At 71.5% G+C, this 11,326-nt stretch carries 14 protein-coding genes and 1 pseudogene; 13 read left to right on the top strand and 2 right to left on the bottom strand.

Annotated elements, in window-relative coordinates; genetic code table 11:
• Window position 1: 1 nt before the first annotated feature.
• Together ACNNMR_RS09710 and ACNNMR_RS09705 are read right to left on the bottom strand one after the other, a co-directional pair.
• Window positions 2-634 carry a TIGR03085 family metal-binding protein gene (locus tag ACNNMR_RS09710; RefSeq protein WP_419994134.1) on the bottom strand — a complete coding sequence of 211 codons (633 nt, stop codon included), beginning with the start codon at window positions 632-634 and terminating at the stop codon, window positions 2-4.
• 9 nt (window positions 635-643) lie between these two features.
• Window positions 644-1,243, bottom strand: a complete 600-nt coding sequence (locus ACNNMR_RS09705; RefSeq protein ID WP_419994133.1) for a hypothetical protein — start codon at window positions 1,241-1,243, stop codon at window positions 644-646.
• 60 nt (window positions 1,244-1,303) lie between these two features.
• On the opposite strand from ACNNMR_RS09705, the gene hisI reads away from it, so the two are divergent.
• The 13 genes and pseudogenes from hisI (at window position 1,304) to ACNNMR_RS09640 (ending at window position 11,316) form a co-directional block, all read left to right on the top strand.
• Entirely contained in the window at window positions 1,304-1,660 is a 357-nt protein-coding gene (gene hisI / locus ACNNMR_RS09700; RefSeq protein ID WP_419994132.1) for a phosphoribosyl-AMP cyclohydrolase, read from the top strand.
• Window positions 1,657-3,171 carry an anthranilate synthase component I gene (locus tag ACNNMR_RS09695; RefSeq protein ID WP_419994131.1) on the top strand — a complete coding sequence of 505 codons (1,515 nt, stop codon included), beginning with the start codon at window positions 1,657-1,659 and terminating at the stop codon, window positions 3,169-3,171. The genes hisI and ACNNMR_RS09695 overlap by 4 nt, the downstream gene beginning before the upstream one ends.
• Before the next feature lie 109 nt (window positions 3,172-3,280).
• A complete protein-coding gene (locus tag ACNNMR_RS09690; protein ID WP_419994130.1) occupies window positions 3,281-3,919 on the top strand; it encodes a TIGR02234 family membrane protein in 639 nt (212 codons plus the stop codon).
• 75 nt (window positions 3,920-3,994) lie between these two features.
• Window positions 3,995-4,216, top strand: a complete 222-nt coding sequence (locus ACNNMR_RS09685) for an HGxxPAAW family protein (RefSeq protein ID WP_419994129.1) — start codon at window positions 3,995-3,997, stop codon at window positions 4,214-4,216.
• A gap of 88 nt (window positions 4,217-4,304) precedes the next feature.
• Window positions 4,305-4,718 (top strand): DUF2752 domain-containing protein, encoded by a 414-nt coding sequence (locus ACNNMR_RS09680; RefSeq protein ID WP_420000312.1) that lies wholly within the window; start codon window positions 4,305-4,307, stop codon window positions 4,716-4,718.
• Window positions 4,719-4,865: 147 nt separating this feature from the next.
• Window positions 4,866-5,675 carry an indole-3-glycerol phosphate synthase TrpC gene (trpC, locus tag ACNNMR_RS09675; RefSeq protein ID WP_419994128.1) on the top strand — a complete coding sequence of 270 codons (810 nt, stop codon included), beginning with the start codon at window positions 4,866-4,868 and terminating at the stop codon, window positions 5,673-5,675.
• 189 nt (window positions 5,676-5,864) lie between these two features.
• A pseudogene (gene trpM, locus ACNNMR_RS09670) lies at window positions 5,865-5,990 on the top strand (tryptophan biosynthesis modulator TrpM); the annotation flags it as partial.
• A gap of 40 nt (window positions 5,991-6,030) precedes the next feature.
• A complete protein-coding gene (gene trpB / locus ACNNMR_RS09665; RefSeq protein WP_419994127.1) occupies window positions 6,031-7,278 on the top strand; it encodes a tryptophan synthase subunit beta in 1,248 nt (415 codons plus the stop codon).
• Complete coding sequence (trpA, locus tag ACNNMR_RS09660; protein ID WP_419994126.1) at window positions 7,275-8,087, top strand: tryptophan synthase subunit alpha; 813 nt, start codon at window positions 7,275-7,277, stop codon at window positions 8,085-8,087. The genes trpB and trpA overlap by 4 nt, the downstream gene beginning before the upstream one ends.
• A gap of 108 nt (window positions 8,088-8,195) precedes the next feature.
• Window positions 8,196-8,522, top strand: a complete 327-nt coding sequence (locus tag ACNNMR_RS09655; RefSeq protein ID WP_419994125.1) for a hypothetical protein — start codon at window positions 8,196-8,198, stop codon at window positions 8,520-8,522.
• A gap of 113 nt (window positions 8,523-8,635) precedes the next feature.
• Window positions 8,636-9,439, top strand: a complete 804-nt coding sequence (locus ACNNMR_RS09650) for a DsbA family protein (protein ID WP_419994124.1) — start codon at window positions 8,636-8,638, stop codon at window positions 9,437-9,439.
• A gap of 72 nt (window positions 9,440-9,511) precedes the next feature.
• Window positions 9,512-10,447: a prolipoprotein diacylglyceryl transferase gene (lgt, locus tag ACNNMR_RS09645; RefSeq protein WP_419994123.1), complete on the top strand. Its 936-nt coding sequence runs from the start codon at window positions 9,512-9,514 to the stop codon at window positions 10,445-10,447.
• A 59-nt stretch (window positions 10,448-10,506) separates the two neighbouring features.
• Complete coding sequence (locus tag ACNNMR_RS09640; RefSeq protein WP_419994122.1) at window positions 10,507-11,316, top strand: M23 family metallopeptidase; 810 nt, start codon at window positions 10,507-10,509, stop codon at window positions 11,314-11,316.
• The last annotated feature ends 10 nt before the right edge of the window (window positions 11,317-11,326 follow it).

The following is an 11,326-nucleotide window of genomic DNA, read 5'->3' as shown; positions in this document are numbered from 1 at the left end:
CTCAGATCCCGAGCTTCGCCTCGTACACCTTCGCCACCGCGTCCTTGTCGCCCTCCGCCTCGACCCGCGCCTGCTCCTGCCGCCCGTACGCGAACAGGGTCAGCTCGCCCGGCTCGCCGGTCACCGTCACCACCGGGGCGCCGCGGTGCGCCACCGCGGTCTGGCCGTTCGGGCGGCGGAGGACCAGGCCGACCGGGGCCTTGCGGCCGATGAGGCGGGCGCCGCGCTCCAGGCGCTGCCACAGCGCGTCCGCGAAGACCGCGTCGATCTCCCGCGGCGCCGGGTCGGGCTGGGCGCGGCGGATGTCCTCGCCGTGGACGTAGAACTCCACCGTGTTCGACGCCTCGTCGACCTGCTTCAGCGAGAACGGCGACAGCCGCTGCGGCCCGGCGCGGAAGAGCTGCACCAGCTCCTCGTACGGCTTCGCGGCGAACTCGCCCATCACCCGCTCCAGGCGGGGCGCCAGCTGCTTGATCAGAAGGCCGCCGGCCGCGTCCGCGCGGCGCTCGCGCACCACCAGGTGGGCGGCGAGTTCGCGGGTCGTCCAGCCCTCGCAGAGCGTGGGCGCTTCAGGCCCGACGCTTTCCAGGAGGTCGGCGAGCAGGAGCCGTTCACGCTTCGCATGCGTCGTCATGGCTCCACGTTACGGCAGGGGCGGGAGGGCGAGCGGGGAGGTGAGCTTGGGGCCGCCGCGCTTGTCGCTGAGGGTCAGGGCGCAGGAGATCTCGTCCTGGTTCTGGTAGTCGTACGTCAGCCGGGTCGGGTAGAGCGCATAGAAGTAGTAGAAACGGCCGTCGCCCGCCAGGGACTTCAGCTGCCGCTTCGCGTCCGTCTCGCACAGCGCCATCGCCTTGCGGCGCAGCGCGGCGTCGCTGGTGAAGTCGCCCGTAAGGGTGCGGTTGGAGATGACCTGGCCGTCGTGCGGGACGCCGCAGGAGCGGGCGGTGACCTTCTCGGCCCGCGGGTCGAGGCGCGGGTGGTCGAAGCATTCGCCGGGCTTCAGGACGACGTACGGTATGGCGGGACCGGCCGCGGTGGAGGGCGAGTTGTCCGGCCTGGGCGGGTGCGTCGGCGGGGGTGAGCCCTTGGCGTCCGCGGCGGCCCGGGCGTCCTCGGGGGCGGCGTCCTGGCGGGTGTCCGTACCGTCCGGTCCACCGGTGATGATGGCGACCACCGTGACCGCCGCCACGAGGACCGTGGCCAGCAGGGCGGTCAGCCCTAACCTCTTCATGGTCAGCAGCATGCCTTATCCACGCCCGCGGGGTTCCGGAATTCGGGAGATCGTGGTAAGTGCTGCCACAATATGACCATGCCACTGGACCCCGCTATCGCCGCCCGCCTCAAGCGCGGCGCGGACGGCCTGTTCGCCGCCATCGCCCAGCAGTACGACACCGGCGAGGTGCTCATGCTCGCGTGGATGGACGACGAGGCGCTGCACCGCACGCTCACCACCGGCCGGGCCACGTACTGGAGCCGCAGCCGCGGCGAGTACTGGGTGAAGGGGGACACGTCGGGTCATGTCCAGGCGGTCAAGTCCGTAGCGCTGGACTGCGACGGCGATACGGTCCTGGTCAAGGTCGACCAGACCGGGGCGGCCTGTCACACGGGCACCCGCACCTGCTTCGACGACAGGGAGCTGCCAGTAGGCTCCCCCGCATGACCGCGACTCCACCCACCACTCCCGACCTCGAGACGTTCCGTACGCTCGCCAAGGACCGCCGGGTGATCCCGGTCGTACGGCGGCTGCTGGCCGACGGCGATACCCCGGTCGGGCTGTACCGGAAGCTGACCGGGGAGCGGGCCGGCACCTTCCTGCTGGAGTCCGCGGAGAACGGCCGTACCTGGTCGCGCTATTCGTTCATCGGCGTCCGCAGCGCCGCCACCCTCACCGTCGGCGACGACGGCGAGGCGCGCTGGCTCGGCAGCCCGCCGGTCGGCGTCCCGGTCGACGGCGACCCCCTCGCCGCCCTGCGCGCCACGGTCGAGGCCCTGCACACCCCGCGCGACCTGCACGAGCAGGACGCGGGGCTGCCGCCCTTCACCGGCGGCATGGTCGGGTATCTCGGCTACGACATCGTGCGCCGGCTGGAGCGCGTCGGCGACAGCACCGCCGACGATCTTCAGCTCCCCGAGCTGACCATGCTGCTCGCCTCCGACCTCGCCGTACTCGACCACTGGGACGGCACGGTGCTGCTGATCGCCAACGCGATCAACCACAACGACCTGGAGACCGGCGTCGACGAGGCGCACGCGGATGCAGTAGCGCGCTTGGACGCCATGACCGCCGACCTCGCGCGCCCCGCGCCGGCGAGTGCTGCGGTGCTGCCGCCGTCCGAGCTACCCGCGTACGAGGAGCTGTGGGGCGGGGCCGCGTATCAGGAGGCGGTCGAGGACATCAAGGAGCGGATCAGGGCGGGCGAGGCCTTCCAGGTGGTGCCCTCGCAGCGCTTCGAGACGCCGTGCGCGGCCAGCGCCCTGGACGTCTACCGGGTGCTGCGGGCGACGAACCCGTCCCCGTACATGTACCTCTTCCGCTTCGAGGGCTTTGACGTCGCCGGCTCCTCGCCCGAGGCCCTGGTGAAGGTCGAGGACGGGCGGGCGCTGCTGCACCCCATCGCCGGTACGCGCCCCCGCGGGGCGACCCCGCAGCAGGACGCCGCGCTGGCGGAGGAGCTGCTCGCGGACCCGAAGGAGCGCGCCGAGCACCTGATGCTGGTCGACCTCGGCCGCAATGACCTGGGGCGGGAGTGCGAGCCGGGGTCGGTCGAGGTCGTCGACTTCATGTCGATCGAGCGCTACAGCCACGTGATGCACATCGTCTCCACGGTGACGGGCCGGGTGGCGCCGGGCCGCACGGCCTTCGACGTGCTGACGGCGTGCTTCCCGGCGGGCACCCTCTCCGGGGCCCCGAAGCCGCGCGCGATGCAGATCATCGAGGAGCTGGAGCCGACCCGGCGCGGCCTGTACGGCGGCTGCGTGGGCTACCTGGACTTCGCCGGGGACGCCGATACCGCGATCGCGATCCGGACCGCGCTGCTGCGGAACGGCACGGCGTACGTCCAGGCCGGCGCGGGCGTCGTGGCCGACAGCGACCCGGCGGCCGAGGACCAGGAGTGCCGCAACAAGGCGGCGGCGGTGCTGCGGGCCGTCCACACGGCCAACCGGCTGTGAGCCGCGCGGCTTCGTCTCGGTGCTGGGCGCGTCGGCGGGCGCCGGAAACGTCCGGGCCCACCGGTCCCGCCATGCGGGACGCCTGCCCCCGGGGCGGCCTTCTCGGGGCATGCGCGACACTGGCTGGGTGACCTCTCGCAGTTCCTCCCGCAGCAATTCTCGTCGGCCCCTCGCTATTGCCCTCTTCGGCGGTGCGCTCGGCGCCGCTGTCGTGCTGCTGTCGTCCGGCCGTACCTGGGCCGAGGGCGCCGCCAAGACCGCCGTCGCGGAGAGCGTGCTGCCCGTGAGCGCGAGCGGGCGGGACGTCACCGCCGTGCCGTCGGCGCTCGCCGTGGTCGGGCTGGCGGCGCTCGTCGCCGTCTTCGCCGTACGGGGCCCGGCACGGCGCCTGGTCGCCGCGCTGCTGGCGCTCGCGGGCGCGGGCGTGGTCGCCGCGGCCGTCTTCGGCGCGAACGACAGCGGCGCGCTCGGTACGCAAGCCGCCGAGGCGACCGGGCTGAGCAGCGCGGACGTGGCGAATGTCACACATACCGGATGGCCGTGGGTCGCCGTCGCCGGCGGCGCGCTGCTGCTGCTCGCCGGCGCCCTCGCGCTGCGCTTCGGCTCCGACTGGCCCGCGATGTCCGGCCGTTACGAGCGCTCCGGCGCCCCCGCCCCGCGCCGCGCCAAGGCCGCCCCCGACCCCGACCGGCCCGAGGAGCTGTGGAAGGCCCTGGACCGCGGCGAGGACCCCACCGGCAGAGCCTGACCGCGCGTCGGGGACAATGGAGGCGGGGCCGCAGTGGCCCCGTACTGAACTACTTAACTTGCGAGGAGCACGCGCATGGCGGGCAGCAGCCACGGCCACACTCCGGCGGCCTGGACCGGTGTGACCATCTCGTTCATCGGCTTTTGCATCGCCGGCGCCTACATGGTGCTGGACAAGCCGATCGGCTTCTGGCTGGGCATGGGCGTCATCGTGCTCGGCGGCGTGGTCGGCGTCGCGATGCGCGCGGCCGGCATGGGCCGCGAGGCGGAGAAGCCGCTGCGCGTCGCCTCGGAGTAGCCGAGCGGGAGACGTACGCGGGACGACGCACGGGAGAGCGCCAATAGGTGCGCGGCCGGGCCGGGCGAGGGAGGATCGAAGGGTGAGCATCTCTTCGGCAGCCCCCACGACGGCCCGGCGCCTGGCCGCCCCCGCAGCCGCGCTCACGGGCGTGCTGGCCGCCTTCGCATACGTGGGCGCCGTCGACCCGAACGAGTCCGGCCACTACCCGGCCTGCCCCGTCCTGGCCTTCACCGGCGTCTACTGCCCCGGCTGCGGCGGCCTCCGCAGCGCCCACGCCTTCGCCCACGGCGACCTGGCGACGGCCGTCAGCTCGAATGTGCTGGCCGTAGCGGCCTTCGCCTTCGCGGCGTACGTCCTCACTACCTGGTTCGTACGTGCGGCGCGCGGCCGCCCGCTGCAGCTTCCGTTCAACCGGATCGGCGGCTGGTCGGTGGTCGCCGTACTCGCCGTCTTCATGGTGGTGCGCAATCTCCCATTCGGAGCCGCACTGGCCCCATGAGCTGGGCCTCGTGTCCACCAGGCAAGACCGCAGGCCAACCGGATGCGGGGCATCCGCCCCGTGCCGGATACCATCGCAGATGCCCGATGCAGAGTCCGGATAAAGGACCCGGCTGACCGCGTATCGCTAACGAAGGAGACCGCTCGCGTGAGTGTGCTCGACGAGATCATTGACGGCGTCCGCGAGGACCTTGCCGAGCGGCAGGCACGCGTCAGCCTCGACGAGCTCAAGGACATGGCCGCCCGCGCCCCCGAGGCCAAGGACGGCGTAGCCGCCCTCCGCGGCGACAGCGTGAAGGTCATCTGCGAGGTCAAGCGCTCCAGCCCCTCCAAGGGCGCCCTGGCCGCGATCGCCGACCCGGCGGCGCTGGCCGCGGACTACGAGGCGGGCGGCGCGTCCGTGATCTCGGTCCTCACCGAGCAGCGCCGCTTCGGCGGCTCGCTGGCCGACCTGGAGGCGGTCCGCGCCAAGGTCGACATCCCGGTGCTGCGCAAGGACTTCATCGTCACCGCGTACCAGCTGTGGGAGGCGCGGGCGTACGGCGCCGACCTGGTGCTGCTGATCGTCGCCGCCCTGGAGCAGGAGGCCCTGGTCTCCCTCATCGAGCGGGCCGAGTCGATCGGCCTCACCCCCATCGTCGAGGTCCACGACGAGGAGGAGACCGAGCGCGCGGTCGCCGCCGGCGCGAAGATCATCGGCGTGAACGCCCGCAACCTGAAGACCCTGGAGGTCGACCGCGGCAATTTCGCCACGGTGGCCCCGGAGATCCCGTCGAGCATCGTGAAGATCGCGGAGTCGGGCGTGCGGGGCCCGCACGACCTGATCGCGTACGCGAACGAGGGCGCGGACGCGGTGCTCGTGGGCGAGTCCCTGGTGACGGGGAAGGACCCGCGATCCGCGGTGGCGGACCTGGTGGCGGCGGGTGCGCATCCGGCCTTGCGGCACGGGCGGAGCTGACGCTCCGTGACCGCCTCCGAGTCGCGCTCCGCGCTCCGGCCTCATGCGCCGGCCGGGCTTGATCGGCGCCTGCGCGCCTCGTCCTCAAGCGCCGGACGGGCTGAGAAGCCCGTCCGGCGCTTGAGGACGAGCGCCGCCAGGCGCGACACGGGGGTCTGGGGGCGGAGCCCCCAGGAGCGGGGGAAGGGGCCTGCCCGCGGCTGCAAGCCGCGTGGGTGCCGGGCGCCTGCCAGGCGCATTCACGGGCGGCGCGTGCGATACCACATCGGCGCCGAGCCGGGGCAGATCAACGGACGGCGATGGCGACGCGGCTGACTGAGCCGCATCCACTTCAAGCCATCCCATCCAAGGAGACATGTCGATGTCATCCAGCGATTTCTTCATCCCTGACCCAGCTGGTCAGGTGCCCAGCCCGGAGGGCTACTTCGGCGCTTTCGGCGGCAAGTTCATCCCTGAAGCGCTCGTCGCCGCTGTCGACGAGGTCGCCGTCGAGTACGACAAGGCGAAGGCCGACCCCGCCTTTGCCGCCGAGCTCAACGAGCTCATGGTCAACTACACCGGCCGCCCCTCCGCCCTCACCGAAACGCCGCGCTTCGCGGAGCACGCGGGCGGCGCCCGGATCTTCCTCAAGCGCGAGGATCTCAACCACACCGGCTCCCACAAGATCAACAACGTCCTCGGTCAGGCCCTGCTCACCAAGCGCATGGGCAAGACCCGCGTCATCGCCGAGACCGGCGCCGGACAGCACGGGGTGGCCACGGCGACGGCGTGTGCGCTGTTCGGGCTGGACTGCACGATCTACATGGGCGAGGTGGACACCGAGCGGCAGGCGCTGAACGTGGCGCGGATGCGGATGCTCGGCGCCGAGGTGATCGCGGTGAAGTCCGGCAGCCGGACGCTGAAGGACGCGATCAACGAGGCCTTCCGCGACTGGGTCGCCAACGTCGATTCCACGCACTATCTGTTCGGCACGGTGGCGGGCCCGCACCCCTTCCCGGCGCTGGTCCGCGACTTCCACCGCGTCATCGGCGTAGAGGCCCGCCGCCAGCTCCTGGAGCGCACCGGCCGCCTCCCGGACGCGGCGGTGGCGTGCGTCGGCGGCGGCTCGAACGCCATCGGCCTCTTCCACGCCTTCCTGGACGACGCCGCCGTCCGCCTGGTCGGCTGCGAGCCGGCCGGCCACGGCATCGCGACGGGCGAGCACGCGGCCCCGCTGTCCGTGGGCGATCCGGGCATCCTGCACGGCTCGCGGTCGTACGTACTGCAGGACGAGGACGGCCAGATCACCGAGCCGTACTCGATCTCGGCGGGCCTGGACTACCCGGGCGTCGGCCCGGAGCACTCGTACCTGAAGGACGCGGGCCGCGCGGAGTACCGGGCGATCACGGACGATGCGGCAATGCAGGCGCTGCGCCTGCTGTCCCGTACCGAGGGCATCATCCCGGCGATCGAGAGCGCACACGCGCTGGCCGGCGCCCTGGAGCTGGGCAAGGAGCTGGGCCCGGACGCGCTGATCGTGGTCAACCTCTCCGGACGTGGCGACAAGGACATGGACACGGCGGCCCGCTACTTCGGGCTCTACGACGAGGGGGCGGACAAGTGACCGGGAACATCGCACTGCTGGACGCCGCCCTGGCCCGGGCGAAGTCGGAAAACCGCGCCGCCCTGGTGGGCTACCTGCCCGCCGGCTTCCCCGACATCGAGGGCGGCATCGACGCGATGACGGCGATCCTGGAGGGCGGCTGCGACGTGGTCGAGGTCGGCCTGCCGCACTCGGACCCGGTCCTGGACGGCCCGGTGATCCAGACGGCGGACGACATCGCGCTGAAGCAGGGCCTGCGCATCAAGGACGTCATCCGTACGGTCGGCGAGGTCCACCGCCGCACCGGAAAGCCGGTGTTGTGCATGACGTACTGGAACCCGGTCGACCGCTACGGCACGGAGCGCTTCGCGGAGGACCTGGCGGCGGTGGGCGGTGCGGGCTGCATCCTGCCCGACCTGCCGGTCGAGGAGTCGGCGGTGTGGCGCGCGGCGGCGGAAAAGCACGGGCTCGCGACGGTCTTTGTCGTCGCCCCGTCGAGCAAGGACGACCGCCTGGCGCAGATCACGGCGGCGGGCTCCGGCTTCGTATACGCGGCATCGCTGATGGGCGTGACGGGCACGCGGGAGTCGGTAGGCGCGCAGGCGGAAGACCTGGTCCGGAGGACACGGGCAACGACGGACCTCCCGGTCTGCGTAGGCCTGGGCGTCTCGAATGCCACGCAGGCGGCAGAGGTCGCGGCCTTCGCCGACGGCGTGATCGTCGGCTCGGCTTTCGTCAAGCGCATGCTGGAGGCGGAGTCCCGCGAGGCGGGAGTCGCTGCCGCGCGCTCCCTGGCAACGGAGCTGGCGGCAGGCATCCGCAGGCCCTGACCCACCCACCCGCCCGTTGCCGCATGCAGCAGAACGCATCCGGCTTCGGGCGGGTGCCCAACACCGCCAGCCCACCCGGCCGGGCGGTCCAAGGCGTACCGTTGACGTATGGGCGATGCGCGCAGGTCCGGCGAGGACGAGGGGCTGCCGGATGACATATGGGAGAAGTTCGAGAAGGACTCCTGGGGGCGGATAGACGAGACGGCTCCGCATGAGCCGTCTGCACGGGCCCGTATGGTCGAGGAGCGCTTTCGGCGGGAAGAGGCCGCCGCCAGGGCCGCGAAGCCCAAGCGCAAGCCCAGGCGCCCGCGGCGCCCCCGCGCCTCCCTCTCCGACGGCCGCCTCCGCACCGTCCTCATCACCATCGCCGTCATCGGCGGCATGATCGCCGTCTCCGCCCTAGCCGCCTGGCTCCAGTACGGCCGGGTGTTCTGACCCGCCTGGCGCCTCAGTACGGCCCGGGGTTCCGCCCCCCCCTCCCGCCGCACGCCCGAGTGTTCTCACCCCCCGCCCCGCAACCGTGACCCGCCGCCCTCGTTACGCCGGGCGTGAGCGAACGGAACAGGGAAGGCAAGCGCGCAGCCCGCGAGCGGCTCGCGGCCGAGCGGGAGCGGGACAAGGCGCGGCAGAAGACCAGACGGACGATGGTGGCGCTGGCCAGCGTGCTCGGCGTGATCATCGTGGCGGGCGGCATCGCCTTCGCCGTCAACAAGGCGAACTCCGGCGACGACGACGCCAAGAAACCCGTCGCGTATCCGAAGGGCGCCGCGGGCAAGGACCGCCTCGCGATCCCGGCCGGCAAGGCCGACGCGCCCTCGAAGCTCACCGTGTACGAGGACTTCCGCTGCCCGGCGTGCGCGCAGTTCGAGCAGGGCTTCAGCAAGACGATCGGCCAGCTGGTCGACGACGGCAAACTCAGCGCCGATTACCACCTCGTGACCCTCATCGACGGCAATGTCGGCGGCTCCGGCTCCCTCAAGGCCGCCAATGCGGCCGCCTGCGCCCAGGACGCCGGGAAGTTCCGCGACTACCACGACGTGCTGTACAGCAACCAGCCCGAAGAGACCAGCGACGACTTCGGCGACAACAAGCGCCTCAAGGAGCTCGCCAAGCAGGTCAAGGGCCTCAGCGGCGCCACCTTCGACAAGTGCGTCGACGACGGCCGCTACGACGGCTGGGTGCAGAAGTCGCAGGACGCCTTCGGCAAGTCGGGCCACACCTCCACCCCGACCGTGCTGCTCGACGGCAAGAACGTCTGGGGCCAGGGCAGCGACCTCACCCCGAAGAAGCTGACGGAGCTCGTCGACAAGAAGGCCGGTGACAAAGCCGGCGACAAGGCCGGCGCTTCCTGAGCGAGGAGTTACGGACCCGTTGCCGGGTGGGTTGCCTCATCACCCGCCCGGCAGGGTACGGTCGGTGCTGCCATGGACATCGCTTACATCCCCAGCCCGTCGCAAGGTGTCATCCACCTTGGTCCCCTCCCGCTGCGCGGATACGCCTTCGCCATCCTGATCGGGATCTTCGTCGCGATCTGGCTCGGCGGCCGCCGCTGGGAGGCCCGCGGCGGCAAGCGCACGACGGTCGCGGACATCGCCATCTGGGCGGTCCCCTTCGGCCTCGTCGGGGGTCGGCTCTACCACGTGATCACCACGTACGAGCCGTACTTCGGCAAGGACGGCAACTGGGTCGACGCCTTCAAGATCTGGGAGGGCGGCCTCGGCATCTGGGGCGCCATCGCCCTCGGCGCGCTCGGCGCCTGGATCGGCTGCCGCCGCCGCGGCATCCCGATGCCGGCGTACGCGGACGCCGTGGCGCCCGGCATCGTGCTGGCCCAGGCGATCGGCCGCTGGGGCAACTGGTTCAACCAGGAGCTGTACGGCAAGGCCACCGACGTGCCGTGGGCCGTCAAGATCGACGGTGATCACAACGTCCTCGACCCGGGCGTGACCGGGACCTTCCACCCGACCTTCCTGTACGAGTTCCTGTGGAACGTCGGCGTCTGCCTTCTGGTCATCTGGGCCGACCGCCGCTTCCGGCTCGGGCATGGGCGGGCCTTCGCGCTGTACGTGGCCGGGTACACCGCCGGGCGCGGCTGGATCGAGTACATGCGCATCGATGAGGCGCACCATGTGCTCGGGCTGCGGCTGAATGTGTGGGTCTCGATTCTCGTCTTCGTGGCCGCGGTGCTCTACATCGTGATCTCGGCGAAGGTGCGGCCCGGCCGGGAGGCCGTGGTCGAGCCTGGCGCGCAGCCCGACGAGGCCGTCGCCACAGCCGAGTCCGAGGGTGACGACTCCGCCGAAGCCAAGGCGGAAAAGGGTGCTAAGGCGGAGCAAGCGGACTCGTCTCAGAAGAGTTGAGTCGTCTCGGGACGGCCTGAGGGTGTCCTGCGCATGCCAAAACTCGGCATCCTGCCGGGATGTATAAGAGACCGCTCGCCATCCTCCTCGCCGTTCTGACGGCAGTCGGCATCGGCCTGGCTGTCGCACCCACCGCGCAAGCGGCGCCCGAGTTCAAGGCGCCCTTCCCCTGCGGCCAGAAGTGGACCTACAGCCACCACTCCGCCGAGGTCCGGCTCGCCCTGGACTTCGTCCGCTCCGACGGCGGCGCGACGGCGGGCACGCCGCAGCTCGCCTCTGCCGCGGGCACCGCCACCCGGCACTCGCAGCCGGGCGGCGCCGGCAACTACATCTCCATCGACCACGGCGGCGGCTGGAAGACCTACTACTTCCACCTGGACTCGTTCCTCGTCGCCGACGGGACGAACGTCGCCCAGGGCCAGCCCATCGGCACCACCGGCTCGACGGGCAACGTCAGCGGGCCGCACATCCACTACGAGCAGCTGCACAACGGCGCGGGCCAGACCATCCACATCAACGGCCAGTCGCTGGCCCCGTACCCAGGGTCGTACGGCCAGAAGCACCTGACCAGCGACAACGGCTGCTCGGGGCAGGACGGCAAGTACTGGGTCGACACCTTCGATGACGCGCCCGTCTTCGCCTCGCCGACGTCGACTCAGCAGACCGGGACGCTGAACAAGGGCACGAACTACGTCTTCTGCAAGGTCAAGGGCCGGAAGATCGGCGACGACACCACGTACAACCACTGGTGGCTGAAGACCGACCCGGACAGCGGCCCGGCGGGGCAGTACGTATCGGCGTACTACCTCTCCCGCTGGGGGAACGACGAGGCCAAGGACAACGCCGGGAAGGAGATCCCGGACTGCTGAGCCCCAGCCC

It is taken from the genome of Streptomyces boninensis, assembly GCF_048572725.1.
GTDB classification, from domain to species: Bacteria; Actinomycetota; Actinomycetes; order Streptomycetales; family Streptomycetaceae; genus Streptomyces; species Streptomyces boninensis.
The sequence above is the reverse complement of the archived record's forward strand: the minus strand, read 5'-3'. Positions and strand labels throughout refer to the sequence as shown.

What these genes read in the sequence shown, in the direction of transcription:
- ACNNMR_RS09710 (WP_419994134.1), bottom strand. Translation starts at nt 634, where the DNA reads ATGACGACGCATGCGAAGCGTGAACGGCTCCTGCTCGCCGACCTCCTG.
- ACNNMR_RS09705 (WP_419994133.1), bottom strand. Translation starts at nt 1,243, where the DNA reads ATGCTGCTGACCATGAAGAGGTTAGGGCTGACCGCCCTGCTGGCCACG.
- hisI (WP_419994132.1), top strand. Translation starts at nt 1,304, where the DNA reads ATGACCATGCCACTGGACCCCGCTATCGCCGCCCGCCTCAAGCGCGGC.
- ACNNMR_RS09695 (WP_419994131.1), top strand. Translation starts at nt 1,657, where the DNA reads ATGACCGCGACTCCACCCACCACTCCCGACCTCGAGACGTTCCGTACG.
- ACNNMR_RS09690 (WP_419994130.1), top strand. Translation starts at nt 3,281, where the DNA reads ATGCGCGACACTGGCTGGGTGACCTCTCGCAGTTCCTCCCGCAGCAAT.
- ACNNMR_RS09685 (WP_419994129.1), top strand. Translation starts at nt 3,995, where the DNA reads ATGGCGGGCAGCAGCCACGGCCACACTCCGGCGGCCTGGACCGGTGTG.
- trpB (WP_419994127.1), top strand. Translation starts at nt 6,031, where the DNA reads ATGTCGATGTCATCCAGCGATTTCTTCATCCCTGACCCAGCTGGTCAG.
- ACNNMR_RS09655 (WP_419994125.1), top strand. Translation starts at nt 8,196, where the DNA reads ATGGGCGATGCGCGCAGGTCCGGCGAGGACGAGGGGCTGCCGGATGAC.
- lgt (WP_419994123.1), top strand. Translation starts at nt 9,512, where the DNA reads ATGGACATCGCTTACATCCCCAGCCCGTCGCAAGGTGTCATCCACCTT.
- ACNNMR_RS09640 (WP_419994122.1), top strand. Translation starts at nt 10,507, where the DNA reads ATGTATAAGAGACCGCTCGCCATCCTCCTCGCCGTTCTGACGGCAGTC.